Raw genomic sequence first — 26074 nt, forward strand, 5'->3', positions numbered from 1 at the left:
GGCTGGTGGGTCGGCACTATCAAGGAGTTCGCCGCCAATCAGCGCGTCGAAGAGCGCACCGGCATCGAAGGCTGGTTCGACGAGCCCAGCCGCGTCGACGTCATCGCACCCCCGCCGCCCGCACCGCCGCGGTGGAAGCAGATGATCGCCATCATCCTCGTCTTCTACCCGCTGAGCCTCGGCACCAACGCCGTCATCGACCCGTTCACCGACGGCTGGCCGCTCGTGCTGCGGGTGCTGCTACTCGTGCTCATCGTCTCGCCGATCATGACCTACCTCGCGCTGCCGTTCGTGACGCGCGCATTGCGGCCGTGGCTGATGAAAGGGCGCGTGTAGCGCTGAGTCTCGACGGCGCCGCTAGGCAGAATCGGTGGCGGGATGCTCGAGCTCAAGCGGCACGGCAGGGCAGTCCTTCCACAACCGCTCCAGGGAGTAGAACAGCCGCTCCTCCTCGTGGAAGATGTGCACGATCACGTCGCCGAAGTCGATGAGAATCCAGCGGCCCTCAGCCCGGCCCTCACGGCGCAGCGGCTTCACGCCCGCCTCAATCATCTTCTCCTCGACCTCCGCCGCGATCGCCTGCACGTTGCGCTCGTTGCGACCCGTGACCAGCACGAAGACGTCGGTGAGCGGCAGAGGCTCCGAGACGTCCAGCGCGACGATGTCCTCACCCTGCTTGGAGTCGGCGGCACGAGCGGCGAGCTGTGCGAGGTCGAGGGCGCGGGAAGTAGCGGTCACGGGGTCCTTGAAGAGTCGGGAGCGAAGGGAAGCACTCAGAATAGTCCGTTGACCGCCGCGAGCACGAACAGGCCTATCGCGACGACCGCCATGACGACCGTCGCCGCCACCAGTACCGTCGTGAGGGTGTTGCCGTTGCGCTGCGGCTTGCCGTGGACGATGTTGCCCGTACCGGTGTGCCCGCTCACCGCGCGCAGAGCGCTCACCGGCGCCGCGCCCGTCGACGTGAGCTCCGCATCGCCCGGCTCGACGTAGTCGTCCACGTCAGCACTGTCGTGCACCGAGGGCACCGTGCCCGTGCTCGTCACAATGCGCGGCACCTCGATCATGCCCGTCACGATGATCTCGCCCGTGCCCGTCACGGGGCCGCTCAGATTCGACTGGGGCATCTGCGGCAGGACGAGAGCGTTCGTCGAGTGCGACGCCGACCCGACCTCGCGGCTGAACGTGTTCGTGAACGGATCCTCGTCGTCGTGCACGCCCACCGACCAGTGACTGCCGGTCGTCGGCGCCGACGACGACGACGGCTCCACGAACTCGTCGGGGGTCGCCTCCGGCTCGACGAGCGGCGGCGGCACGGGAGCTGACGGCGGTAGCGGGGCGGGCGACGGGAGCGTGTGGCTCGGCGGAGGCGGAGCGGGCTCCTCGTGCTGCGGCACGGCGGGGGCGTCGATCGGGGGTACGACCGGGTCGCTCGCATCGCGCAGCGAGCGCAGCTGGCGGCGCGAGAGCGTGTGCTCGCTGATGACGTGCGGGGCCGACGCCTGGCGGGCACCGGGCCTCGGCTCGGCGACGTGGTGCGAGGCGGGCCCGTCGACCGGGCGCTCCGTGCGGTACTCGAGCGGAGCATCCTCATCAACGGTCGGGGCGAAGGAGGCGCGCGGAGCCTCCTGCTCCGACGGCGGGCGGAAGTCGCGGCGTCGCATGCGCTGCACGGGCTCGGCGGGAGGAGCGACAGGAGCAGAGGAGGCGAAACTCGGCGACGAAGGAGTCGGCGCCGGCACCGCTCTCGGCGCGCTCTCGCGGCCGGCAACCTCACGCTCGGCAGACTCGCGCGCGGCACGCTCTGCCGCTTCGCGGGCTTCGCGGCGGCTCATCGGCTGCTCGTGGTGACTGCTCATGACCTAGGTACTCCGGTACAGCTGGTGCTTGGAGATGTACTGCACGACTCCATCGGGGACCAGATACCAGACGGGTGATCCCTCCTCGACGCGTCGACGGCAATCCGTCGACGAGATCGAGAGGGCCGGCACTTCGAGCAAGCTTACGTCGCCCTCCGGCAATGCGCGAACGCTCAGCGGATGACCCGGCCGACTCACGGCGATGAAGTGGGCGAGCTCCCAGAGCTCGCCCGCGTCCTTCCAATCCAAGATCTGCGCGATCGCGTCGGCGCCCGAGATGAAGAACAGCTCGGCGTCAGGGTGCTGATCGTGCAGGTCGCGCAGGGTGTCGATCGTGAACGTCGGGCCCGTGCGATCGATGTCGACGCGGCTGACGCGGAAGCTCGGGTTCGCCGCCGTCGCGATGACCGTCATGAGGTAGCGATGCTCGCTCGAGGTCGCATCCGGCTTCTGATACGGCTGGCCGGTCGGCACGAACACGACCTCGTCGAGCTCGAAGTGGTGGGCGACCTCGCTCGCGGCGACGAGGTGGCCGTGGTGGATCGGGTCGAACGTGCCGCCCATGACGCCGATGCGCGCGCGGCGCTTCGTGGTCGAGGTCACGGTCGCGGGGGCGGCGATGGTGATCGCGTCGCTCGTCGAGAGGCTCGGATGTCGGCCGGCTCAGTGCCCGGCGCCGTGCCCGGTCTCGTGGCCACTCGTGGAGGACCCGGTCTTGTTGCTGTGCCGGTTCGCGACGTCGCGGTAGGCGAAGGTGACGACACCGAGCATGAGGAACACGAGAGCAGCGATGCCGCCCAGAACGGGCGCCGGCGCGATGAGCGGCGCGAGCTCGTGCTCGAGCTCTTCGGCGACGGTGATCACACTGGCCAGTGTCGACAACATGACGGCTCCTGAATCGTTGAGGTTCGAGGCACCAATCTACCGTGTCCTAGCCGCGAACCTGCCCGGCGCCGCGCACGATCCACTTCGTGCTCGTCAGCTCGGGCAGACCCATCGGCCCGCGCGCGTGCAGCTTCTGCGTCGAGATGCCCACCTCCGCGCCGAAGCCGAACTCGCCGCCGTCGCTGAACCGCGTCGACGCGTTCACCATGACGACCGCCGAATCGACCTCAGCCAGGAACCGCTCCGCGTTCGCCATGTCGGCCGTCACGATCGACTCGGTGTGCCGCGTCGAGAAGCGGCGAATGTGCTCGAGCGCGGCATCCAGGTCGTCGACGACCGCGATCGACAGCTCGAGCGCCATGTGCTCGGTCGCGAAATCCTCCTCCGTGGCCGCCTCGAGGCTCGCCTCGATCGCGCGGGCGCGGTCATCGCCGCGGAGAACGACGCCGGATGCTCGCAGCGACTCGATGAGCGGCGGCAGCAGGCGCGCCGCGGCATCGCGGTGCACGACCACCGTCTCGACCGCGTTGCACACGCTCGGCCGCTGCACCTTCGCGTTGTGGACGATGTCGACCGCGGTCTGCGCGTCGGCGGTCGCGTCGAGGAAGACGTGCACGACCCCCGCGCCCGTCTCGATCACCGGCACCGTCGACTCGCGTACGACCGTCTGGATGAGGTCGGCACTGCCGCGCGGAATGAGCACGTCGACGAAGCCGCGCGCGCGCATGAGCTGCTGCGCACCGGCGCGGCCGAACTCGTCGATCGTCTGCACGGCCTCCGCCGGCAGGCCGACACTCTGCAGCGCGCCCTGCAGCAGCCCGACGAGCTCGCGGTTCGTGTGCTCGGCGGCGCTGCCGCCGCGCAGCACGACCGCGTTGCCGCTCTTGAGCGCGAGCGCCGCAATATCGACCGTCACGTTCGGGCGCGCCTCGTAGATGGCCCCGACCACGCCGAACGGCACGCGAACCTGACTCAGCTGCAGACCGTTCGGCAGGCGGGAGCCGCGCACGACGACACCGACGGGGTCGGGGAGCCCGCGCACGTCGCGCACCGCCGCCGCGAGACCTGCCAGCCGGTCGGCGTCGAGCCGCAGGCGGTCCATGAGGCCCTTCGAGATGCCCTGCTCGCGGCCGCGCTGCAGGTCGCGCTCGTTGGCCGGCAGCACGCGGTCGGCGGCGCCGTCGAGGGCGTCGGCGATCGCCGTGAGCGCGGCATCCTTGCGCTCGGTCGTGAGCGTCGACAGCGCGCGGGATGCGGTGACGGAGGCGGCGAGCAGCGCCTCGAGAGCCGGGTCGACGGTGCGAGTATCGGGCGCGAGGTCGGTCAACGTCATGCGCGCAATTCTACGGCGCGGCGCCGCACGCTCAGTCGGCGGTCGTCGCCTCGAACCACGTGCCCACGTCGTCGCCGCGCAGGGCAGCGTCCACCGCGGAGGTCGACGTCACGATCGCCGGCACGCCCTGCTCGGCCGCGAAGCGCGCCGCCCCGATCTTCGTGCCCGCTCCCCCCGTGCCGACGCCGGCAGCGCCGATGTCGCCGAGCTCGACGTGCGCGAGGTCGTCGCCCGCCGGCACGTGCGCGATGCGCTGCGCCCCCGGCTCGTGCGGGGGCTTCGTGTAGATCGCGTCGACGTCGCTCAGCAGCACGAGAAGGTCGGCGTGCACGAGCTCGCACACGAGCGCCGCCAGCCGGTCGTTGTCACCGAAGCGGATCTCCTGCGTCGCCACCGTGTCGTTCTCGTTGACGATCGGCAGAATCCGCAGGCTCAGCAGTCGCTCCATGGCGCGCTGGGCGTTGCTGCGCGGCGTCGCGTGCTCGAGGTCGCCCGCCGTGAGCAGCACCTGCCCGGCGACGATGCCGTAGCGGTCGAGGCTCTCCTGATACCGAAAGATGAGCAGGTTCTGACCGACAGCCGCCGCGGCCTGCTGCGTGGCCAGATCGGTGGGCCGAGCATCCAGATTCAAATACGGGATGCCCGTCGCAATCGCCCCCGACGACACGAGCACGACCTCCACCCCGCGGGAGTGCGCCGCCGCGAGCGCGTCGACGAGCGGGCCGATCTGCGCCGTGTTCGCACCGCTGATCGAGGACGAGCCGACCTTGACCACGACCCGGCGGGCCTCCGTCACGATGCGGCGCGCGGCTGGGCTCATCGCTCGTCGTCCTCCTGGTCGTCACGCTGCTCGTCGTCCTGGTGCCACAGGCCCGCCTCGCGCTCGCGCTCCAGCTCGGCGCGCGCCTCGGCCTTCGCGTCCATGCGCTCGAAGTAGTTCGCGCGGCGCTCCTCGCGCGTCAGACGCGCGTTGCCGTCCAGGCGCGGGTCGCTGCCGCGCGGCGCCGTCATGAGCTCGGCGGCGCTCGTGAGCGTCGGCTCCCAGTCGAACACGACACCGTTCTCGCCGCCGATGACGACCGTCGCCCCCGCGATCGCGCCAGCCTGGAAGAGCTTGTCCTCCACGCCGAGCTTCGCCAGCCGGTCGGCGAGGTAGCCGACCGCCTCGTCGTTGCGGAAGTCGGTCTGGTGCACCCAGCGCTCCGGCTTCGCGCCGCGCACCCGGTAGACCGGGTCCTCAGCGCTGCCCTCGACAGTCACCGTGACCTCGACCTCGTCGACCGCGCGCGGGCGCAGCACGATGCGCTCGCGCACCGTCGTGTCCGCAGCGCGGGTGGCGCGGTCAGACTCGACGAGCTCGGCAAGCGCGAAGGTCAGGGGGCGCAGGCCCTCCCGGCTCACGGCGCTGATCTCGAAGACGCGGTAGCCGCGCTCCTCCAGCTCGGGGCGCACGAAGTCGGCGAGCTCGCGGGCCTCCGGCACGTCGATCTTGTTGAGGGCGACGAGCTGCGGGCGCTCGAGCAGCGGCGTCTGCCCCTCGGGCACCGGGTAGGCGGCGAGCTCGGCGAGAATCACGTCGAGGTCGCTCATCGGGTCGCGGCCCGGTTCGAGCGTCGCGCAGTCCAGCACGTGCAGCAGGGCGCTGCACCGCTCGACGTGGCGCAGGAACTCGAGCCCTAAGCCCTTGCCCTCGCTAGCTCCCTCGATGAGGCCAGGAACGTCGGCGACCGTGAAGCGGGTCTCCCCCGACTCGACGACGCCCAGGTTCGGGTGCAGGGTCGTGAACGGGTAGTCGGCGATCTTCGGCTTCGCCGCCGAGATCGACGCGATGAGGCTCGACTTGCCCGCGCTCGGATACCCGACGAGCGCCACATCGGCGACCGTCTTCAGCTCCAGCAGCACGTCGCCCGTCCACCCGGGCGTGCCGAGCAGGGCGAAGCCGGGAGCCTTGCGCTTCGTCGTCGCGAGCGCCGCATTGCCGAGACCGCCCTGGCCGCCGGGGCCGACCACGATGCGCATGCCCTCCGCCGTCAGGTCGACCAGCTCGGTGCCGTCGGCGTCGCGCACGACCGTGCCGACCGGCACCGGCAGAACGAGGTCCTCACCCGAGAAGCCCGAGCGGTTGTCGCCCATGCCGGGGCCGCCGTTGTCGCTCGTGCGGTGCGGGCGCCGGTGGTACGGCAGCAGCGTGGTCTCCTGGCTCGACGCGACCAGAACGATGTCACCGCCGTCGCCGCCGTTGCCGCCGTCGGGGCCGGCGAGCGGCTTGAACTTCTCGCGGCGCACCGACACGCAGCCGTGGCCGCCGTGGCCCGCAGTGAGATGGAGGGTGACGCGGTCGACGAACGTCGCCATGAGCGCGAACCTCCTGAGATTGGGATGCTCGATCCGCAGTCAGGGGACTGCGCGAGCCGAGCGGGGTGCTGCTGCGGGGCCGGTACGGCCCCTAACGGAAGAATGGGCGGGCCGAAGCCCGCCCATCCTCACCGAAGCTGTGTGCTGCGTGTCGAACCCGAATCAGCTCAGGCGCTCGCCACGATGTTGACGACCTTGCGGCGGCCCTTGGCGCCGAACTCGACCGCGCCCGCCTCGAGAGCGAACAGGGTGTCGTCACCGCCACGGCCGACGCCGGCGCCGGGGTGGAAGTGCGTGCCGCGCTGGCGGACGATGATCTCGCCGGCCTTCACGACCTGGCCGCCGAAACGCTTCACACCCAGGTACTGGGGGTTCGAGTCGCGGCCGTTGCGGGTGGACGATGCGCCCTTTTTGTGTGCCATGTCTTTTCGCGACCCTTCTTACTTGATGCCGGTGATCTTGACGCGGGTCAGGTCAGCGCGGAAACCCTGGCGCTTCTTGTACCCGGTCTTGTTCTTGAACTTCTGGATGACGATCTTCGGGCCGCGCAGGTCGCTCAGAACCTCGGCCGTGACCGTGATCTTCGCGAGCTTCTTCGCGTCGGTCGTGACCGTGTCGCCGTCGACGTGCAGGACGGGGGTCAGCTGAATCGTGCCGTCCTCGCCCGCCTTGACGCGGTCGAGCACGACGACCGTGCCCACCTCAACCTTTTCCTGCCGCCCACCGGCGCGCACAACTGCGTAGACCACTGTTTACCCTTAATTCTCGTCGAGGAGATGAAGCTGAAGAATGCGGTGACCCACGCGGGCTCAGCCCAGCGCACACCAGCGGTCAAGAATAGCCGACGCGAGGATAGGCGGTCAAACTGGCGGGCGTGTGCGGGGCGGTGGCGGTGCGGGCAGTGCGGGCGTGGTGGAGCTGCGGGCAGCGCGCGCGTGGTGGCGTAGCGGGCAGCGCGCGTGTGGTGGCGTAGCGGGCAGCGCGCGTGTGGTCGTTGCGTGCCCGCCTGCATCAGTCTCCTCCCCACCGGGACTCGAGCGAGGACTCTCCCCACTACCTGCACTCGCGGCGCGAATGTCGGCGGTCGAATGTATGTTCGAATCACGAACCGGCACACGGCACTGCGGAGGGAGGCGACCATGACGATCACGACGATGCTCGCGCCGCCGATGCCCAGGGCGCCTGCCGTCGCGCGACCCGTCGACGGTGGCTCCGAGGCGCACCCTCGCTCCGGTTCGGATGCTCGTGGCGGTTCGGACGCTCGCGGCGGTGCCCACGCTCGGCCGGATGCGGGCGCGGTCGCAGACGTGTCTGATGCCCTCACTGCTGCTCGGGATGCCCTTGCCGCCGTCCCCCGAGAGGTGCAGGTCTTTCGCGCTCTCGACGACGCCGAGCTGCTCGACCTCACCCGCCTAGCCGCCGACGAGGTGCGCCTGGCGCAACTACACGTGTCGCTCCTGGCCGGCGAGATCGCCCGACGCTCCGCCCCCGAGCTTGGCCACTCGGGTCTCGCGCAGCGCACCGGGCACCGCACCCCCGAGGAGATGGTGCGCGTCACGACCGGCACCCGCGTCGCCGACGCCCGCACCGCCGTCCGCGTCGGCACGACGGTGGGCGGCGAGACGCCGACGCCGCTGGGCGACGCCGTGCTGGCCGGGACGGTGAGCGTCGCCGTCGCCGACGCCGTACGCACCGGCCTCGGCCGCGTCGGCGGTGGCATCAGCCAAGCCGACCTCGACGCCGCCGCCGAACGGCTCCTGCCCCGACTGGACGGGCTCGACGCCGACCGCGCCGCCCGCGAGGCCCGAGCCGTGCGCGACGAACTCGACCTGGCCGGCATCGCCGAACGGGAGGAAACCCGCCGGCAGCAGCGCTCCTTCCGACTCGGCCGCCGCGCCGACGGCATGGGCTACGCCCACTGGGTCCTCGACCCCGAAACCTTCGCCCTCGTCAGCGACGTCTACGACCGCATCACCTCACCCCGACGCAACGAGCCGCGATTCCAGAGCGACACCGAGCGAGAGCACGATGCCCAAGAGACCGCGCATCCCGCCCTCGACGACGACCGCACCCCCGAACAGCGCGCCAGCGACACCATCGCCGAACTCCTGCGCCAAGGAGCCGCCGCCGACACCAGTCAACTGCTCGGCGACGAGCCGGTCGGGGTGCGCATGATCGTCGCCGCCCGCACCCTCGAGGAGCGCCGCGGCCAAGGCTGGATCGAAGGACACCCCGACGCCGTCTCCGTCGCCACCGTCGAACGCCGCGCGTGCACCGCCGGCACCATCACCCTCACCGTCGACGGTGACCCCGACAACGCCGGCCAGCCCCTCAACCTCGGCCGCGAGCGCCGCCTGTTCTCCCGCGCACAAAGACTCGCCCTTGCCGCCCGCGACGGCGGATGCCGGTGGCCCGGCTGCGAACGCCCACCCTCCTGGTGCGAAGCCCACCACATCCAGCACTGGCAGCGCGACCACGGAAAAACCGACATCGCCGACGGAATCCTCCTATGCCGCCACCACCACCTCCTGGCCCACAACAACGGGTGGGAAATCCAACGCGCCGGCCCCAGCTACCAACTCATCCCACCACCAAGCACACCGCCAGGCACACCGCCAGGCCCACCGCCAGGCCCACCCCATGACGCCCAGACCGGCGGCCATCCCGACAAGATGCCCGCTGAGCCGATCGACATGCCCAGCCGCAGCCCCGCACTGCGGGACGCGCTCGGCGCCTGAGCGCCGGCGCACCCACGCCCAAGGTAGCCACGCCCATCGCGCCAGCGCACCCGCATAAACTCGGTCGCACTATGGCTGTGCTCATCGACGAACCCATCTGGCCCGCGCACGGTCGGCTCTGGGGACACCTTGTGAGCGACACGTCCCTCGACGAGCTGCACGCCTTCGCGCGCGACGCCGGCATTCCCGCGCGCGGGTTCGACCACGACCACTACGACTACCCCGATGAACGCCGCGACGCCCTCATCGCCCAAGGCGCTCAGCCCGTCACCGGCAAAGAGCTCGTCGCCCGCCTCACCGCCGCCGGTCTGCGAGTGAGCCAGCGCGAGAAGCGCGGGCTCTAACGGAGCACACCGCCGGCACCAGAAGCGCGGGTTCTGGCGGAGCACCGCGCCAGCGCGGGAAGCTCGGGTTCTCTACGCGCGACCTGGTGGCTTGGCGCCTACCAGACCGGCGCGAAGCCCTCGAGGCTGCGCACCAGCGCACCCGTCTCGATGTCGATGATCTGCAGAGTGATTGACGTCGGCCGCGGGTTGACCCGGCGACCATCCGGCTCGGCGTCCTCGACCGACGGCGTCACCTCGATCGCCACGTACTGGTCGTTGGGCGACACCGACAGGGCGCCGATACTGCCGCGGTCGTCGATCGTGCGCGCCAACTGCCGCGACTCCCCCGAACCGTCGTCAACGACGACGACGATCGCGAACGACCCGCCTGAGGCGTCAGGCACGGCAACCTTCTGCACCCAGCGCTCATCGCTCAGCAGCACCGTCTCCCCGCCGAAGACCACCTCGCCCTCGAACAGGGACGGATTCAGTCGTGTCTCCTCCCCCGACTCGAGGTCGAGGAAGAGCCCGCCGAACGAATCCGACCCGCTCACGCGCGTGCCATCCGTGGACAGGTTCCACACCGTCGGCAGCTGGTCGACGGGCAGCACCAACTCGGGCGCGAGAAGGTCGATGCGCAGCAGCGACTGGTCGAGCGCGTGCACGAGCAGCGTCGACCCGCCCGGCAGGAATACCGCGTCGAGCGCCCGCACCGGCTCGCCGTCGAGACCCTCCAGCAGCCTCACCTCCCGATCACCCGCCAGATCGACGTAGGCGAGCGCACTCGAGAACTGCGGCGTGCCCTCATCGACGACCTCGGTGAGCACAAGCCCGAGCAGCGTGCCAGCCTGCGGCGCGATGATGCGATCGACTCGTGCACCGTCGGGCAGGCGCACGGTCTCCGCATCACCCGACTCGGTCAGTATCGACTCGAGCACGCTCGCTCCCGAGCCCGCGGCGCCGCCGCCCGTGCCCTCGTCGCCACCACCCGTGCCCGCTTCACCACCGCCCGTGCCCTCGTCACCACCGCCAGCGCCCTCGCCGCCGCCGCCCGGGGCCGCGCCAGACGCATCGGGCGCCGCCGACGACGCATCGCGCGCGACGACGAGCACGCCCTCGACCGGCGCGAAAGCCTGGATGCCCGGCGCAGCGTGCACGACCTCGCCACGACCCGTGCCGCTCACCTCGGCGCGCAGAATCTCGTCCTCGGTCTCGCCGCGGTCCAGGTACAGCACGCTCGCGCCCGCGGTCTCGAATGCGTGCGAGAACGTCGACACGGCATCACGGCTGCGCGCCGCGACATCGCTCACGGTGACCGTGTACTCGGTGTCGTAGCGCAGGCGCTCGTCGAACTGCACGACCAGGAGGTCGTCCTGCACGGTGACGGTCACGTCGGTCTGCGGCGAGACAGTCACCTGCGAGGGATCGACGTCGCGCAGCGGCTGGTTCGCGAACATGCGCAGCTGCTGACCGGACTGCTCCGTCGCCCGCTGCGGATCGACCTGCGCTGTGGCGAGCTTGGGGCCCTGCAGCGCACCGAGCAGGAGGAACACGGCGGCGACCGCCCCGAGCACGCCGGAGACGATCCAGAACGTGCGTTGGAAGCGCTGCAGCTCGCGCTGCTCGCGCAGCCGACGGCCCGCCTCGGCGGCGCGGCGCGTGCCCTCGCCCTCCGGGTGCACGCCACCGTGCCGCGCCGGCTCGTCGTGCCCGTCGGGGTGGCGCGCCTCGCCCGCCGTGCGCGGCTCACTGGGAGCGCGCGGGTCAACTGGCGCGCGGGGTTCACCTGGCGCGAGCGGCTCGCGCCCAGTGCGCGGCTCACCCGGCGCGCGCGGCTCGCCCGGCTCAGAAGAGGTAGGGCTCACGCGGCTGCTCCACAGGGTCGACGGTGTCGGGGATCACGGCCACCGGCTGCAGGCTGCTCGAGCTCGGATTGCTCGCGAACTCCCCCGAGACGCTCACCCAGCTGTCGGGCTCGAACGTCGCCGCCCAGTCGGGCAGGTGCACGGGAACTCCGAGCGGCTGCGCGTCGACCGCGCAGCACGTGACGACGAAGCGCGAGACGTAGAACACGTTCTCGGGGTCGTCCTCGTCGGCGATGACGAACCCGACGAGGTCGGTGACGGGCTTGTCGGCGAAGAACGACAGGTCGCTCGTCTGCCGCAGAATGGCGGCCCACTCCCGCACCGTGAATCGCGCGATCGACGCCTCATCGGCGGTCGCGGCCGCCGCGAGGCTCTCCTCGTCGCCCCCCGCGGTCGCGTTCATCTCCCGCTGGTCGGCCGTCGCCGTGCTAAGCGACGCCGGCGGCACGAGCACCATGCCGAGCGTGAAGAGCCCCGCGACGGCGGCCGCCGTGAGCCCGAGCGCGCGCTGCGAGCGACGCGGTGGCGGAGCATCCTCATCGTCATGATCGCGCCGACCGGCGACGGAGGCGACGGCGAGAACGACCGCGATGATCGACATCGTCACCGTGAACACGTTGTAGCGCGGGTGGATATAGAGGGCCAGCTGCCCGGTGACGGCGAGCCACAGGGTGATCGCCGCCATCGTGCCGATGATCACGACCCCGCGCCAGCGCTGCACGCTACGCCACATAGTTCACCACCAGACCGAGCCCCGCACTCATGAGCGCGACGATCGTCGTGAGCTGCACGAGCGTGCGCGTGGAGTAGGTGGTGCGCATGAGGGCGAGCATCTTGATGTCGACGATCGGCCCGAAGACGAGGAACGCGACGATCGAGCCGGGCAGGAACGTGGAGGCGAACGGCAGGATGAAGAACGAGTCGACGTTCGCGCAGATGGAGATGACGAAGGCGAGCACCATCATCGCGAGGACGCTCAGCAGGGGGTCGCTGCCGAGGGAGACGAGCACCTCACGGGGCACGATCACCTGGATTCCGCCGGCGACGAGGGAGCCGATCACGAGAGCCGGCATGAGGATGCTCGACTCGCGCACGAACAGGTCGAGGGTCTGCTCTCGCCGCGTGTGGGTGTGCCCGTGGCCGTCGTCAAGGCGGCACTGCTCGGCGAAGCGGCCGCTCAGCAGGGAGTGCGGGTCGGGGTGCTTGCTGAACAGCCAGCCGAGCACGTTGGCGATGAGGAAGCCGCCGAGCAGGCGCGCGACGAGGATGCCGTCATCGAAGCCGAACGCTTGGTGCGTGGTGATGATTGTCACCGGGTTGAGGATGGGCGCGGCGACGAGGAACGTCATCGACTCCGGGATGGTGAAGCCGCGCCGCACGAGGCCGCGCGCGAGCGGCACGTTGCCGCACTCGCACACGGGCAGGAACATGCCGAAGAGCGAGATGACGGCCCGGCGCCCCCACGGGTTGCGGGGCAGAATGCGCAGCAGCCAGTGCTCGGGGATCCACACCTGCACGAGGATCGACAGCGCGATGCCGAGCACGATGAACGGCAGCGACTCGACGACGACGCTCGTGGAGAGCGTCAGCAGATCCTAGACGGGGTTCGGCAGACCCCAGGGGCCGGTCTCGGCCGTGATGGAGCGCAGCGCGACCATCGTGACGAGCAGCCCGATGCCGCCGACAAGCCACAGGTGGTGCGCGGGCCGACGCCGTGCGCCGCGCGGCTGCGCGGCGTGGTCATGGCCGGAGTGGTCATGGCCACCATGGTCGTCGCCCGCGTGGTCGTGCTCGTGCGGGCCCGGCGCGCGCGACGAGCCGAGGGAGGGTGAGCTCACGCGGTCATCCTAAGCGCGCTCGATCAGCGCACGCTCGACCTCCGACGCGCGCTCGATCACTGCATCACCGACCACACCGAGTCCCCGGCCACTAGCCGGATGCTGCGCCGTCGCCGCTCGACCGCTCCGCCTCGCTCGTGCCCGCCGTGATGGTGCCCGTCGTGGCGCGACGCGAGCCGCGCTTACGAGTGCCGGGTGCGGGCGGTTCGGGCAGCGACTCGAGCACCGAGCCGAGCAGCTGCTGGGCGGCGTCCGGGTCGATCGCGGGGCGCGCGCGCTCGGGCTTCTTCGTGAGCGGGATGTCGAGGATCGCCGCAGCCTCTTCGACCGCCGCCGGGCTCGGCTCGACGACACCGGACTCGGTGACGCCAGAACCGGTGGCGCCAGACCCGGTAGCGCCAGACGCGCCTGCTCCGGTCGAGATCGGCTTGACGACGCCGGTCTTCTCGGCCGCTCCCACCGCGGGCGCGTCGTGGTGCACGGTCTTCGCGGCGATCGCCGCGAGCGCCTTGCTGACGTCGTCAGTGATCGCGTGCGTACCGTTGCCGTTGCCCGACTTCTGCTGCGAGCCGGAGGAGCCGCCACGACCGCCGGACGACCCGGAGCCGCCACGACCGCCACCGCTGCCGCCCCCGCGCCGACGGCTGTCGCCGCCGCCGCCGTCGTTGCCGCGGTGCTTGACCACGGGGTCGTGGTGCAGGATGAGGCCGCGGCCGGCGCACACGTCGCACGCCTCGCTGAAGGTCTCGAGCAGACCGAGACCGAGGCGCTTGCGCGTCATCTGCACGAGGCCGAGGCTCGTGACCTCCGCCACCTGGTGCTTGGTGCGGTCGCGGCTGAGGCACTCGACGAGGCGTCGCAGCACGAGGTCTCTATTCGACTCGAGCACCATATCGATGAAGTCGACGACGATGATGCCGCCGATGTCGCGCAGCCGCAGCTGGCGCACGATCTCCTCGGCCGCTTCGAGGTTGTTCTTCGTGACCGTTTCCTCGAGGTTGCCGCCGGAGCCGACGAACTTGCCCGTGTTGACGTCGACGACCGTCATCGCCTCCGTGCGGTCGATGACGAGCGAGCCGCCGGAGGGCAGCCACACCTTGCGCTCGAGAGCCTTCTCGATCTGCTCGTTGATGCGGTGCTCGTCGAACGGGTCGACGTCGCCGTCGTGCTTCTGCACGCGGTCGAGGAGGTCGGGGGCGACCGAGCTGAGGTAGCCGGTGATCGTGGAGTGAGCTTCCTCACCGTGGATGATCATGGCGCGGAAGTCCTCGTTGAAGACATCACGCACGATCTTGACGAGGAGGTCGGGCTCGCTGTGCAGCATCGCGGGGGCTTGCGCCTTTTCGACCTGCTTGCTGATCTCGCTCCACTGCTTCGTGAGGCGCTCGACGTCGAGCGTGAGCTGCTCCTCGGTCGCACCTTCGGCCGCCGTGCGCACGATGACGCCGACGTTCTCGGGCAGAACCTCCTTGAGGATCTTCTTGAGGCGCGCACGCTCGGTGTCGGGCAGCTTGCGGCTGATGCCGCTCATGGAGCCGTTAGGCACGTAGACGAGGTAGCGGCCGGGCAGGCTCACCTGGCTCGTCAGGCGGGCACCCTTGTGGCCGATCGGGTCTTTCGTGACCTGCACGAGCACCTTGTCGCCCGGCTTGAGGGCGAGCTCGATGCGGCGCGGCTGGCTCTTCTCGCCGGCCTCGGCAGCGGCATCCCAGTCCACCTCGCCGGAGTACAGCACCGCGTTGCGACCGCGACCGATGTCGACGAAGGCGGCCTCCATGCTCGGCAGCACGTTCTGCACCTTGCCGAGGTAGACGTTGCCGATGATGCTCGACTCGCTCGAGCGGGCGACGTAGTGCTCGACGAGAACCTCGTCCTCGAGCACGCCGATCTGAATGCGGTTGTCCTTGGAGCGCACGACCATGACGCGGTCGACGCTCTCGCGGCGAGCGAGGAACTCAGCCTCGGTGACGACCGCGCGGCGGCGGCCGGCGTCGCGGCCGTCGCGGCGGCGCTGCTTCTTCGCCTCGAGCCGCGTCGAGCCCTTGATGCGCTGCGGCTCGGTGATCGGCTCGGGCTGGCGACGCTGCCGGATGCGCGATGATCCTCCGTCGCGGCCGCCATCACGGGCGTTGTCGTCGCGCGCCGCGTCGCGGGCATCGTCGCGCTGGCCGTCGGTGTCTCCGGATGCTCCGCCTCGCCCGCGCCGCGAGCGCGAGCGCCGCCGGCTCGAGCCGGAGGGCTCGTCGCTCTCGGGCTCCTCGTCGCGCCCGCGCCCGCCGCGCAACGGCGCGACGGCCTCGGGCGGCGGGGCGAAGAACAGCAGAGAGGTGGTCGACTCGGGCTTGAGCTCAGGGAACGACCCGCCCGCATCCTCGGCCTTCGCGGCATCCGCCTGCACGTCATCCTGCGCGGCGTCAGCCTTCGCAGCGTCGTCCTTCGTGGCATCGGCCTTCTGTGCAGGAGCCTTCTTCGCGGGAGCCTTGCGGGCCGGCTTCGCCTTCGCCGGCGCCTCAGCGACTGGCGACTCAGCGGGCGCCTCCGCAGACTTCTCGGCAGGCGCCTCGGCGACGGCCTCCGGCTCGGGCGTCGGCAGCACGTCGGGGCGGCTCGCGCTGCCCGCGTGCTCCGCGGCCTTCTTCGGGGCTCGGCCGCCGAACAGTCCGGCGCGCTTCTTGGGGGTCTTCTTCGGTGTCTCGTCACTCACCATCGCTGGTGCACTCCTCGCCCGCGGGGGCCGCGCCCCACCCGGGTACTCTCTCCGCCGCACTCGGCCGGTCAGGGCCTGCGCGGAACTCTCTAAAATTGTGGTGAGCGGGCGCTCCCCGTTCTCGTCGGGTCGAGCGCTGGCTCCATGCACTGTCACTGCACTCTCACGCGAAACTGGCTATTCGCTTCCGACCGCGATATCGGTATCGCGGCACTGGTCCGGTCATGCCCGGAAAGCTTTGTTGTGGGTCACCGCGAGCGCGGCTGGCGGTGACTGTGACCGATTATCGCATGCGCGGGCCGCGGTCGGGACTTCCGACCCGGGTGCGGGCCTCGTGGCGTCCGCGATCATCGTCGGGTGAGCATCCCGACTGCGACGACCACCGACCGCGACCGGCGCCCGATCGGGTTCGGCATCTTCCTCATCGTGACCGGCGCGGTCGCCTGGTATGCGGCCATGCAGCTCATCACCGAGCGCATCGCGCTGCTCATCGACCCGGACCACGTGCTCAACTGCGACGTCAACCCGCTCGTCTCGTGCGCACCGTCATGACCTCGCCCGAGGCCTCGCTCTTCGGGTTCCCCAACCCGCTCCTCGGGGTCGCCGGGCTCGTCGCGCCGATCGCCGTCGGGTCGCGCTGCTCGCCGGCGCACGCTTCGCCCGCTGGTTCTGGGCCCTCTTCCTGGGCGGCGTGACCCTCGCCTGGGTGTTCGTGATGTGGCTGTTCGGCGAGGCCGTCTACGACATCGGCGCGCTGTGCCCGTGGTGCATGCTCGTGTGGCTCATGGTCATCCCAATGTTCTGGTGGCTGCTGACCTGGACCCTCTCCACCGGCGTGCTCGCGCGCGAGGGCGGCACTGTGCAGCGCGTCGCGGCCGCCGTGTGGCCGTTCACGTGGACGATCGTGTTCGTCAACCTCGCGGGAATCGCTCTGGCGATCCTCGTGCAGTTTCCGACGCTCATCCCCAGCCTGCTGGGCTGAGGCGCGGCGCTCCCGCTAGCGGCGACAGGCCACCACTCAGTCGAACCAGAGGGCCAGCTCGCGCTGCGCCGTCTCGACCGAGTCGGAGCCGTGCACGAGGTTCTGCTGCACGGCGAGACCCCAGTCGCGGCCGAGGTCGCCGCGGATCGTGCCGGGCGCGGCCGTCGTCGGGTCGGTCGTGCCCGCGAGCGAGCGGAAGCCCTCGATCACGCGGTTGCCGGCGAGGCGGATGGCGACGACAGGGCCGGACTCCATGAACTCGAGCAGGGGCGCGTAGAACGGCTTGCCCTCGTGCTCGGCGTAGTGCTGCGAGAGCAACTCGCGATCGGGCTGCACGAGCTTGAGGTCGACGAGCTGGTAGCCCTTCGCCTCGATGCGGGCGAGGATCTCGCCCGTGAGGTTGCGCGCGACGCCGTCGGGCTTGATGAGGACCAGGGTCTCTTCCACGGTCGTGGTCATGTCAGTCTCCAGAAGATTCGGTGTCGGATGATCGTTGGTCAGGGTCGGGAGGGTCTGCGCGCTCGGGCTGCTCGTCAGGCCTGCGCCGCGCGCTTGGCGGCGTCGAGCTGGCCGCCGCGGACGACGGCGTAGATCCAGAATCCCACGAAGATCGCCGCCGTCACGGCCGCGAGCACCTCGATGAACCCGGTCGCGAGCAGGAGCGCCTGCAGCACGCCGGTGAACCAGACGCCCCAGCGGTAGCGGGCGACGCGCACGCCGACCATGAGCAGCACGAGCAGCGCAGCGCCCCCGCCGAAGACACTCACGGCGGGGAGGACGCCCAGCCCGTTGATGGCGAGCATGCCGAACACGACGACGATGATCTCCATGCCGAGGGTGATGACGAGCAGCGACTCGGTCGCGCTGCGCTCGCGTCGCGGACGACGGGCTGGCGTAGTGGTCTCCGTCACGATTCCCCATCCTCCTGGGCGCTCATGAGCATCGCCTGACCGACGAGCGTGATCGAGCCGGTCACGAGCACGGCGTCGCCGGGCCCGGCCTCGTCGCGCGCCTCGGCGAGGGCGACCGCGAGCTCGGGCTCGATGCGCACCCGGTCGGGGCCCGCCACCGCCGTCGCGATCTCGGCGAGCACGTCGACGTCGAGTGCGCGCTCGGAGTCGGAGCGCGTCACGACGAACCGCGTGACGACGGGGTCGAGCGCCTCGATGATGCCGCGGGCGTCCTTGTCGTCGAGCACGCCCACGATCGCCGTGATCGAGTCGAAGGCGAACGAGCCGAGGAGCGTCGCGGCGAGAGCCCGGGCCCCGTGCGGGTTGTGGGCCGCGTCGACGATGACGCTCGGCTCGGTCGCGAGCACCTGCAGGCGGCCGGGACTCGTCACGGCTGCGAGACCGTTCGCGAGCACGTCGTCGGCGAGCGGCTGCGTGCCGTCACCCAGGAACGACTCGACGGCGGCGATCGCCACGACGGCGTTCTGCGCCTGATGCTCGCCGAAGAGGGGAAGCGCGAGATCGCGGTACTCCCCCGCTCGGCCCCGCACGTCGATGACCTGCCCGCCGACCGCGAGCCGAGCATCCAGGAGCGCGAAATCGACCCCTTCGCACTGCAGGGCCGCCTCGTCATGCTCGGCGGCGCGCACGAGCTCGTCCATCGCCTCCGTCTGCTGCAGCGCCGTCACGACGACCGCGGCGGGCTTGATGATGCCCGCCTTGGTGCGCGCGATCTCGCCGATCGTGCGCCCCAACCGAGCCTGGTGGTCGAGTGCGATGGGAGTGAAGACCGCGACGTCGCCGTCGGCGACGTTGGTCGAATCCCACTCGCCGCCCATGCCGACCTCGAGCACGACGACGTCGACGGGAGCGTCGGCGAACGCGGCGAAGGCGAGAAGGGTGAGCGCCTCGAAGTAGGTGAGCGGCTCCTCGCCGTTGGCGGTGAGCTCGGCGTCGACCATGAGCACGTAGGGGGCGATGTCGGCCCAGTTGTCGGCGAGAGCCCGGTCGCTGATCGGCAGGCCGTCGATCATGATGCGCTCGTTGACGCGCACGAGGTGCGGACTCGTGAGCAGACCCGTGCGGAGGCCGTAGGCGCGCAGGATGCTCTCCGCGATGCGACTCGTCGTGGTCTTGCCGTTCGTGCCCGTGATGTGGATGATCGCGTAGCTGCGCTGCGGGTCGCCGAGCAGCTCGGCGGCGCGGCGCGTGGGGGCCAGTCGCGGGCGCGGCGCGGCCTCGCCGATGCGCGAGAGCAGCTCCTCGTAGACCTTCTCGGCGTCGGCGCGGTCGACCGCGTCCTGCTCGGCGCTCATGCGCGCGCCACCGAGATCGTCACGGATGCCCCTTCCCCCACCGCGATCGCGGTGCCCTCGACAGCCTCCCCGACCTCGAGGGAGGTCGCAAGCACCTCGCCGCTGATGAGCTGCCGGTGGGTCTCGATCGCGGCGCGCGTCTCGGCCGACTGCGACCCGAGGCGCAGCGCGATGCGGTCGCTCACGTCAAGGCCGGCGTCCTTGCGCGCCTGCTGCACGGCGCGCACGACGTCGCGCGCGAGCCCTTCGGCGGCGAGCTCGGGCGTCACGGCCGTGTCGAGCAGCACGAAGCCGCTGCCGGGCAGGAAGGCGACGGCCGCGGCGGGGTCGGCGAGCTCGAGCTCGAGCGTGAACTCGCCCGGCTGCAGCGCGATGCCGCCGACGACGACGCCGTCGCCCTCGCCACCTTCCGAGACCACCCAGTCACCGGCCTTCGCGGCGCCGATGACCTGCTGTACCTGCTTGCCGATGCGCGGGCCGGCCGCACGCGCGTTGACCGCGAGGCGCCGGCTGATGCCGTAGCTCTCGGCGAGAGAGTCGTCGAACTCGATGAGCTCGACGCTCTTGACGTTGAGCTCGTCGCGCACGATGTCGCTGAAGTCGGCGAGCGCCGCCGCCTCCGGGGTGACGACCGTGAGCCGCTGGAGCGGAAGGCGCACGCGCAGGCCCTGGGCCTTGCGCAGCGCGAGCCCGCTGCTCGCGATCGCCCGCACGCGGTCCATCGCCGCGACGAGCGCTTCATCGGCCGGGAAGTCGTCGGCATTGGGCCAGTCGGTCAGGTGCACGCTCTCCCCGCCCGTGAGACCGCGCCACACCTCTTCGGTCACGAGCGGCGCGAGCGGCGCGGCGACGCGCGCGAGCGTCTCGAGCACCGTGTAGAGCGTGTCGAGCGCGTCGCGGTCGTCTCCGGCCCAGAAGCGCTCGCGGCTGCGGCGCACGTACCAGTTGGTGAGCACGTCGGCGAAGTCGCGCAGGGCCGCGGCGGCGAGGGGGCTGTCGAGCGCCTCGAGCTCGCTCGTGACGGTCGCCACGAGGTCGCGCGTCTTGGCGAGCAGGTAGCGGTCGAGCACGTGGGGCGAGTCGGTGCGCCAGCGGGCATCCTCGATCTCCCCGGCGTTCGCGTAGAGGCCGAAGAAGTAGTAGGTGCTCCACAGCGGCAGCAGGAACTGCCGCACCCCCTCGCGGATGCCCTCCTCGGTGACGACGAGGTTGCCGCCGCGGATCACCGAGCTCGACATGAGGAACCAGCGCATGGCGTCGGCGCCGTCGCGCTCGAACACCTCGCCCACGTCGGGGTAGTTCTGCAGGCTCTTCGACATCTTCTGGCCGTCGTTGCCGAGCACGATGCCGTGGCTGATGACGCTGCTGAACGCCGGGCGGTCGAACAGCGCCGTGGCGAGCACGTGCATCGTGTAGAACCAGCCGCGCGTCTGGCCGATGTACTCCACGATGAAGTCGCTCGGGTTGTGGCTGTCGAACCAGTCGGCATTCTCGAAGGGGTAGTGCACTTGCGCGAACGGCATCGAGCCGGAGTCGAACCAGACGTCGAAGACGTCCTCGATGCGCCGCATGGTGGAGGCGCCGCTCGGGTCGTCGGGGTTCGGTCGCGTCAACGAGTCGATGAACGGCCGGTGCAGATCGACCTCACCCTCGGCATTGCGCGGCAGCGTGCCGAAATCGGCTTCGAGCTCGGCGAGCGAGCCGTACACGTCGACGCGCGGGTGGTTCGGGTCGTCGCTCTTCCACACCGGGATCGGGCTGCCCCAGTAGCGGTTGCGGCTGATCGACCAGTCGCGCGCGCCCTCCAGCCACTTGCCGAACTGCCCGTGCTTGACGTTCTCGGGCACCCACGTGATCTTCTCGTTGAGCTCGATCGCCCGATCGCGAATGTCGGTGACCTTCACGAACCAGCTCGAGACGGCCTTGTAGATGAGCGGGTTGCGGCACCGCCAGCAGTGCGGGTAGCTGTGCTCGTAGCTGCGCTGCTGGAAGAGCCGGCCGAGCTCGCGCAGCGAGGCGGTGAGCGGCTTGTTGGCCTCGAACACCTGCAGCCCCGCGACATCCGGCACCGCCTGCAGGAACCGCCCGCCGTCATCGACGGAGATGATGATCGGGATGCCCGCTGCCGCGCACGTCGCCTGGTCGTCCTCGCCGTAGGCGGGCGCCTGGTGCACGATGCCCGTGCCCTCCCCCGTGGCCACGTAGTCGGCGACGAGGATCTGCCAGGCGTGCTGCGTGCCCCACTGCTCGGCGTCGGCGTAGTAGTCCCACAAGCGGTCGTACTGCACGCCGCCGAGCTCGGCGCCGCCCACGGTGCGGGTGACGGCGGCCTGCGCCTCCGCCGCGTCGGCATAGCCGAGCTCCTTGACGTAGGCGGGGATCGTGTCGGCGGCGAGGAGGAAGGTGCGGGCATCCGGCTCATCGCCACCGCGCGGTATGACCGCGTAGGCGATCTCGGGGCCGACGGCGAGCGCGAGGTTCGTCGGCAGGGTCCACGGGGTCGTCGTCCAGGCGAGCGCCTCGACGCCCGTGAGGCCGAGCGCCTCGGCCTTCTCGCCCACGAGCGGGAAGGTCACGGTGACCGACTGGTCCTGGCGCATCTGGTAGACGTCGTCGTCCATGCGCAGCTCGTGGTTCGACAGCGGCGTCTCGTCGCGCCAACAGTAGGGCAGCACGCGGTAGCCCTCGTAGGCGAGCCCCTTGCCGTGGAGGGTCTTGAACGCCCACAGCACACTCTCCATGAACGTGATGTCGAGCGTCTTGTAGTCGTTCTCGAAATCGACCCAGCGCGCCTGGCGCGTGACGTAGTTCTGCCACTCGTCGGTGTAGCGCAGCACGCTCTCGCGGGCCTTGCCGTTGAAGGCCTCGATGCCCATCTCTTCGATCTGCGACTTCTCGGTGATGCCGAGCTGCTTCATCGCCTCGAGCTCGGCGGGCAGCCCGTGGGTGTCCCACCCGAAGCGCCGGTGCACCTGCTTGCCGCGCATCGTCTGGAAGCGCGGGAAGACGTCTTTCGCGTAGCCGGTGAGCAGGTGGCCGTAGTGCGGCAGGCCGTTGGCGAACGGCGGGCCGTCGTAGAAGACCCACTCGTCGCAGCCCTCGCGCTGCGCGATCGAGCGGCGGAAGGTGTCGCGCGTCGCCCAGTAGTCGAGCACCTCGTGCTCGAGCGCGGGGAAGCTCGGGGAGGCGACGACGGCGTTCTCGTCGCGGTGGAGGGGGTAGCCCATGGTGTCTCCGGTCGTGTCGCGTGCACACTCACCGCGAGGACGACAGTGCCCGATGGGTCTGCCGCGGTACCACCCCGCTTGCCCTCGTCACCTCGCTCTCGCTCGTCGCGCTCGCACGAATCGCGGTACCGGATGCTCGGGCCCCTCATCTGCGGCTGTGACGGGCCTGCCCCGCTCGGGTCTAGTACCCCACCTACGGTGAGGGTTCTTCCGAGGACTCCCCGGTGATGGCCGGATCAACGCCTGTGCGACGAGTGTATTCGATGACGCGTGTGCGCGATGCGCACACCCGAGCTGTCCACTGCCGAGGTGTCACGCCCGCGTCACGCCCGCGTCACGCCGGAGGGAGCACTCTCAAGGTTGCGCGGGTTCTCTGCGCGCCAACACCGTTCGGGGGAACAGTGAAGACACAGCAGCACACCTCAGCATCACCGATCGCACGGTTGCTGAGTCTCTTCGGGGCGATCCTGCTCGCTGGTTCGCTGCTGAGCGTCAGTGGCGCCCGCGTCCCGGCCGAGGCCGCACTGGGCACCATCGGAACGCCCGACTACCTCGGTGACGCGGAATCATTCGCGGTCGTGGCCGGCACGGAGATCACGAACGCCTTCGGCCTGGGTCCTGCGGAAACCGTCGTCGACGGGGACATGGCGGTGTCTCCGGGGACAGTCGTCACGGGCTTTGGCACAGCGCAAGGAGTCAACGATGGTACGACCTACACAGGACCCACGGGCACTGCGGCCGCCGCGAAGCTTGACGCGGACGCTGCGTGGACCAATGTCGACAGCTACGGAACGGCAACCCCACTAGCCGGCGCCGAACTGGGCGGCCAAAACCTGGGCCCTGGCGTGTACACCCCTCCTGGTATCGCCAACTTCGGGCTGACCGGCACCCTCACGCTGACCGGTGATTGGGACGACATCTTCGTGTTCAAGTCGCCTTCTTTCAGCACAGCGAACGACAGCGTCGTCGTGCTCAACGGCGCGAATCCCTGCAACATCTACTGGCGCATCAACGAAAGCGCCGCCCTCGGAGCAAACACGACGTTCGTCGGCACGCTGCTCGCGGGAACGTCGATCACGGTGGGTAGTGAGACCGACGTGGAAGGTCGACTGTTCGCTGGCACAGGAAATGTCACGCTCATCCACGACCAGATCGCGACGCCCACCTGTTTGACGGCTCCGTCGGACGGTGACGGTGCTGGTGGCGGCCCTGATGGCGGCGCCGCGAGCGGGTCAGAACTTGCGGACACCGGGGTGGCGGGACTGCCCGTCATTGCGCTGGGAAGCGCGGCACTCGTCGTTCTGCTCGGTGCGGCCCTCGCCGCACGTGGGCGGCGATCGACCCTCAGCTGAGCTTCCAGGCATAGACTGCGCTCCGGGGGGTCGGACATGACCGGCACGGGGTTGCGCTTGCTCGGATCGTTCGAGATCACGCTGAACGACGTGCCCTCCGTCGCCCCGAGCCACGGATCGCAGCGCCTCGTGGTGTTGCTCGCCCTGCGCGACAGGACCGTCTCGCGCGTCGCCGCCGCGGGTGCGCTGTAGCCCGACGCCTCGACCGACCTCGCCGCCATGCGTTTGCGCTCGGCCCTCACGCGGCTCGACCCGGCGGCCAGATCCGTCGTCGAGCTCGTGCCCGCCGGCCTGCGCCTCGATGCGGCATGCGCCGTGGACTACCGGGACGCCCGGGCCTACGCCCAAGGGCTGCTCGAGCCGGAGCATCCGTCACCCCACGCGAGCGCGGCCGAGATCCGCACCTCGATCGCCCTGCTGTGCTTGGAACTGCTGCCCGACAGCTACGACGACTGGGTTCTCGACGAGGCGGAGGACTGGCGCCTGCTGCGAGCCTCGGCGCTCGAAGCTCTCGCGGCGACGCTCTCGACGGAGAACCGCCCCCACCTCGCCATGGGCGCCGCCCGAGCGGCCATCCGCAACGAGCCGCTGCGGGAGACGGCGCACGCGGCGCTCATTCGACTGCACCTCGTTGCCGGCAACCAGAACGAGGCGGTGCGGGTCTACGAGCGCTTCGCCCTCGCCCTGCACGACGCCCTCAGCGTGAGCCCGAGCGCCGCGCTGCGCGCTCTCGTCGGGGTACCGGGTGCGGCGAGGTCGTAGCACGGCGGGAATGAACTCGCGACCCGTTACGCTCGACTCCTTGTGACTGACAATTCTCGTGGCAAAGCGCCAACCACGTCCCCCTCGGTCACGGCCTCCTCCTCGGCAGCCGTGGCAGCACCCTCCGATCCCCGCATCGCGCGTCGCGCGCGCTGGGCATCCCTCGTCGGAACCTCCCTCGAGTCGTACGACTTCTACATCTACGCGTACTTCGCCGCGTTCTTCGTCGGGCCGCTGTTCTTCGACCCGCTCGGCGGGTTCGGCGGCACTCTCGCGGCGTTCCTCTCCATCGCTCTCGCCTTCGTGATCCGCCCGGTCGGCGCGATCATTTTCGGCCACCTCGGCGACCGGCTCGGGCGCCGCACGACGCTCATCATCACGGTCACCCTCATGGGTGTCGCCACGGGCCTCATCGGCGTCCTGCCGACCTTCGAGCAGGCCGGCTGGTTCGGCGCCGTGCTGCTCGTGCTGCTGCGCCTCCTGCAGGGCATCTCCCTCGGCGGCGAGTGGGGCGGCGCGGTGCTCATCGCGACCGAGCACGAGTCGCGCACGAAGCGCGCCTTCGCCGCCGCCATGCCGCAGCTGGGCTCGCCGATCGGCTCGATCCTCTCCGCCACCGCCTTCATCTGGCTCACCCTCGCGCTCACCAACGAGCAGATCAGCGAGTGGGCCTGGCGCTTGCCGTTCCTCACGGCGATCCCGCTGTTGCTCGTCTCGCTGTACCTGCGCATCACCGTCACCGAGACGCCGGTGTTCCGCGCCGTCGCCGCGACCGAGCGCCGTCCGCGCGTGCCGATCGCCACGCTTCTGCGCGCGCAGCCGGTCTCGATCATCGTCGCCGTGGGCGTAGCGCTGCTCGGCATCGGCTCGTACTCGCTCATGAACACGTACACGATCAACTACGGCGTGGCGCAGCTCGGCTTCGAGTACTACGAGCTGCTCATCGCCACGACGATCGGCGGGCTGCTGCAGCTCATCACCATCCCCCTGTTCGGAGCGTGGGCGACGCGCATCGGCTCCGGCACGGTCGTCGCCTGGGGCGCACTCGGCACCCTCCTGGTCGCCTTCCCGCTCTACTACTTCCTGCAGTTCGCCGACTTCGGCGGGCTCGTGGCGATGATGATCATCGGCGGCATCCTGCCCACCATGAGCTGGGCGGCGCTCGGCGGCATCTACACCGAGATGTTCGACGAGCGGTACCGCTACTCGGCGCTCGGCTTCGCCTACTCGATCGCGGCCGTGATCTCGGGCTTCGTGCCCGCCCTCACGCTCACGATCGGCGAAGCCTCCGGCAACGCCTGGTGGCACCCGGGCATCGTGCTCGCGGCCATGTCGCTCATCACGCTCGTGAGCGCGCTCATCGCGGTACGCATCCGCGTCGACAAGGACGAGGACGATCCTGCGGCGGATGCCCTGGCCGACGCCGAGCACGCCTCGAGCTCGACGGCCGCCGCGGGCGGCTAGGTGTACTCGGTCATGACGTTGGTGACACTCGGGTGATCGGGGGTTTGCCTCCGCAGGCGGTGTGGGCTCGAGTGTAGTTGTAGTGCTCCAGCCAGGGCTCCAGGGCGTCGTGGCG

At 70.3% G+C, this 26074-nt stretch carries 27 protein-coding genes and 1 pseudogene; 10 read left to right on the top strand and 18 right to left on the bottom strand.

What is annotated here, in order from left to right; translation table 11 throughout:
- Positions 1 to 336 (top strand): annotated as a pseudogene (locus tag FK219_RS10460) (antibiotic biosynthesis monooxygenase); the annotation flags it as partial.
- A gap of 21 nt (positions 337 to 357) precedes the next feature.
- On the opposite strand, the gene rsfS reads toward FK219_RS10460, so the two are convergent.
- From rsfS to rplU, 9 genes are all read right to left on the bottom strand, one after another.
- Positions 358 to 738 (bottom strand): ribosome silencing factor, encoded by a 381-nt coding sequence (gene rsfS / locus FK219_RS10465; RefSeq protein WP_152582653.1) that lies wholly within the window; start codon positions 736 to 738, stop codon positions 358 to 360.
- A gap of 35 nt (positions 739 to 773) precedes the next feature.
- Positions 774 to 1859 (bottom strand): hypothetical protein, encoded by a 1086-nt coding sequence (locus tag FK219_RS10470; protein ID WP_152582654.1) that lies wholly within the window; start codon positions 1857 to 1859, stop codon positions 774 to 776.
- Between the two features lie 3 nt (positions 1860 to 1862).
- A complete protein-coding gene (gene nadD / locus FK219_RS10475; RefSeq protein ID WP_152582655.1) occupies positions 1863 to 2462 on the bottom strand; it encodes a nicotinate-nucleotide adenylyltransferase in 600 nt (199 codons plus the stop codon).
- A 60-nt stretch (positions 2463 to 2522) separates the two neighbouring features.
- A complete protein-coding gene (locus FK219_RS10480; RefSeq protein ID WP_152582656.1) occupies positions 2523 to 2744 on the bottom strand; it encodes a hypothetical protein in 222 nt (73 codons plus the stop codon).
- Positions 2745 to 2790: 46 nt separating this feature from the next.
- Positions 2791 to 4077 carry a glutamate-5-semialdehyde dehydrogenase gene (locus FK219_RS10485; RefSeq protein WP_152582657.1) on the bottom strand — a complete coding sequence of 429 codons (1287 nt, stop codon included), beginning with the start codon at positions 4075 to 4077 and terminating at the stop codon, positions 2791 to 2793.
- 31 nt (positions 4078 to 4108) lie between these two features.
- Positions 4109 to 4897, bottom strand: coding sequence for a glutamate 5-kinase (proB, locus tag FK219_RS10490; RefSeq protein ID WP_152582658.1), 789 nt, complete (start codon positions 4895 to 4897; stop codon positions 4109 to 4111).
- Positions 4894 to 6432, bottom strand: coding sequence for a GTPase ObgE (gene obgE, locus FK219_RS10495; protein ID WP_152582659.1), 1539 nt, complete (start codon positions 6430 to 6432; stop codon positions 4894 to 4896). Before obgE ends, proB begins: the two co-directional genes overlap by 4 nt.
- A gap of 167 nt (positions 6433 to 6599) precedes the next feature.
- Positions 6600 to 6854 carry a 50S ribosomal protein L27 gene (gene rpmA, locus FK219_RS10500; protein WP_152582660.1) on the bottom strand — a complete coding sequence of 85 codons (255 nt, stop codon included), beginning with the start codon at positions 6852 to 6854 and terminating at the stop codon, positions 6600 to 6602.
- An 18-nt stretch (positions 6855 to 6872) separates the two neighbouring features.
- The gene (gene rplU, locus FK219_RS10505) at positions 6873 to 7181 is read right to left on the bottom strand and encodes a 50S ribosomal protein L21 (protein WP_152582661.1); all 309 of its coding nucleotides are present in this window, start codon (positions 7179 to 7181) and stop codon (positions 6873 to 6875) included.
- 390 nt (positions 7182 to 7571) lie between these two features.
- On the opposite strand from rplU, the gene FK219_RS10510 reads away from it, so the two are divergent.
- Both FK219_RS10510 and FK219_RS10515 read left to right on the top strand, forming a co-directional pair.
- Complete coding sequence (locus FK219_RS10510) at positions 7572 to 9170, top strand: HNH endonuclease signature motif containing protein (protein WP_165638116.1); 1599 nt, start codon at positions 7572 to 7574, stop codon at positions 9168 to 9170.
- A 71-nt stretch (positions 9171 to 9241) separates the two neighbouring features.
- Entirely contained in the window at positions 9242 to 9514 is a 273-nt protein-coding gene (locus FK219_RS10515; protein ID WP_152582663.1) for a DUF4031 domain-containing protein, read from the top strand.
- A gap of 98 nt (positions 9515 to 9612) precedes the next feature.
- On the opposite strand, the gene FK219_RS10520 is transcribed toward FK219_RS10515, so the two are convergent.
- The 5 genes from FK219_RS10520 to FK219_RS10535 form a co-directional block, all read right to left on the bottom strand.
- Positions 9613 to 11361: a WD40 repeat domain-containing protein gene (locus FK219_RS10520; protein WP_165638117.1), complete on the bottom strand. Its 1749-nt coding sequence runs from the start codon at positions 11359 to 11361 to the stop codon at positions 9613 to 9615.
- Positions 11342 to 12082 (bottom strand): TIGR03943 family putative permease subunit, encoded by a 741-nt coding sequence (locus tag FK219_RS10525; protein WP_328821676.1) that lies wholly within the window; start codon positions 12080 to 12082, stop codon positions 11342 to 11344. The genes FK219_RS10520 and FK219_RS10525 overlap by 20 nt, the downstream gene beginning before the upstream one ends.
- 1 nt (position 12083) lies before the next feature.
- On the bottom strand, positions 12084 to 12905 hold the full coding sequence (locus FK219_RS10530) for a permease (protein WP_328821677.1): 822 nt from the start codon (positions 12903 to 12905) through the stop codon (positions 12084 to 12086).
- Positions 12906 to 12956: 51 nt separating this feature from the next.
- Positions 12957 to 13199, bottom strand: a complete 243-nt coding sequence (locus FK219_RS13775; RefSeq protein WP_235923906.1) for a DUF2796 domain-containing protein — start codon at positions 13197 to 13199, stop codon at positions 12957 to 12959.
- 91 nt (positions 13200 to 13290) lie between these two features.
- On the bottom strand, positions 13291 to 15906 hold the full coding sequence (locus tag FK219_RS10535; RefSeq protein WP_152582665.1) for an Rne/Rng family ribonuclease: 2616 nt from the start codon (positions 15904 to 15906) through the stop codon (positions 13291 to 13293).
- A 357-nt stretch (positions 15907 to 16263) separates the two neighbouring features.
- Between FK219_RS10535 and FK219_RS13780 the strand changes: the two genes are divergently transcribed.
- From FK219_RS13780 to FK219_RS13790, 3 genes are read left to right on the top strand one after another with little or no spacing between them, the layout of a single operon-like run.
- Positions 16264 to 16458, top strand: a complete 195-nt coding sequence (locus FK219_RS13780; protein ID WP_235923907.1) for a hypothetical protein — start codon at positions 16264 to 16266, stop codon at positions 16456 to 16458.
- On the top strand, positions 16455 to 16601 hold the full coding sequence (locus FK219_RS13785) for a hypothetical protein (RefSeq protein ID WP_235923916.1): 147 nt from the start codon (positions 16455 to 16457) through the stop codon (positions 16599 to 16601). Before FK219_RS13780 ends, FK219_RS13785 begins: the two co-directional genes overlap by 4 nt.
- The gene (locus tag FK219_RS13790) at positions 16598 to 16888 is read left to right on the top strand and encodes a vitamin K epoxide reductase family protein (protein WP_328821678.1); all 291 of its coding nucleotides are present in this window, start codon (positions 16598 to 16600) and stop codon (positions 16886 to 16888) included. Before FK219_RS13785 ends, FK219_RS13790 begins: the two co-directional genes overlap by 4 nt.
- 36 nt (positions 16889 to 16924) lie before the next feature.
- Here FK219_RS13790 and ndk read toward each other — a convergent pair whose 3' ends face one another.
- The 4 genes from ndk to ileS all read right to left on the bottom strand — a co-directional run bounded on the left by ndk (position 16925) and on the right by ileS (position 22381).
- Positions 16925 to 17347, bottom strand: a complete 423-nt coding sequence (ndk, locus tag FK219_RS10545; protein WP_152582666.1) for a nucleoside-diphosphate kinase — start codon at positions 17345 to 17347, stop codon at positions 16925 to 16927.
- A 74-nt stretch (positions 17348 to 17421) separates the two neighbouring features.
- Positions 17422 to 17799 (bottom strand): DUF4233 domain-containing protein, encoded by a 378-nt coding sequence (locus tag FK219_RS10550; protein WP_152582667.1) that lies wholly within the window; start codon positions 17797 to 17799, stop codon positions 17422 to 17424.
- Positions 17796 to 19154: a bifunctional folylpolyglutamate synthase/dihydrofolate synthase gene (locus FK219_RS10555; protein WP_152582668.1), complete on the bottom strand. Its 1359-nt coding sequence runs from the start codon at positions 19152 to 19154 to the stop codon at positions 17796 to 17798. Before FK219_RS10555 ends, FK219_RS10550 begins: the two co-directional genes overlap by 4 nt.
- Complete coding sequence (gene ileS / locus FK219_RS10560; RefSeq protein ID WP_152582669.1) at positions 19151 to 22381, bottom strand: isoleucine--tRNA ligase; 3231 nt, start codon at positions 22379 to 22381, stop codon at positions 19151 to 19153. Before ileS ends, FK219_RS10555 begins: the two co-directional genes overlap by 4 nt.
- 578 nt (positions 22382 to 22959) lie before the next feature.
- On the opposite strand from ileS, the gene FK219_RS10565 reads away from it, so the two are divergent.
- The 4 genes from FK219_RS10565 to FK219_RS14015 all read left to right on the top strand — a co-directional run bounded on the left by FK219_RS10565 (position 22960) and on the right by FK219_RS14015 (position 25959).
- Positions 22960 to 23733: an ice-binding family protein gene (locus FK219_RS10565; RefSeq protein WP_165638118.1), complete on the top strand. Its 774-nt coding sequence runs from the start codon at positions 22960 to 22962 to the stop codon at positions 23731 to 23733.
- A 36-nt stretch (positions 23734 to 23769) separates the two neighbouring features.
- Positions 23770 to 23925, top strand: a complete 156-nt coding sequence (locus FK219_RS10570) for a hypothetical protein (RefSeq protein WP_165638119.1) — start codon at positions 23770 to 23772, stop codon at positions 23923 to 23925.
- 27 nt (positions 23926 to 23952) lie between these two features.
- On the top strand, positions 23953 to 24495 hold the full coding sequence (locus tag FK219_RS10575) for an AfsR/SARP family transcriptional regulator (protein ID WP_152582671.1): 543 nt from the start codon (positions 23953 to 23955) through the stop codon (positions 24493 to 24495).
- Positions 24496 to 24606: 111 nt separating this feature from the next.
- Positions 24607 to 25959, top strand: a complete 1353-nt coding sequence (locus tag FK219_RS14015; RefSeq protein ID WP_152582672.1) for an MFS transporter — start codon at positions 24607 to 24609, stop codon at positions 25957 to 25959.
- The last annotated feature ends 115 nt before the right edge of the window (positions 25960 to 26074 follow it).

It is taken from the genome of Microcella pacifica (genome assembly GCF_009371975.2).
GTDB classification, from domain to species: Bacteria; Actinomycetota; Actinomycetes; order Actinomycetales; family Microbacteriaceae; genus Microcella; species Microcella pacifica.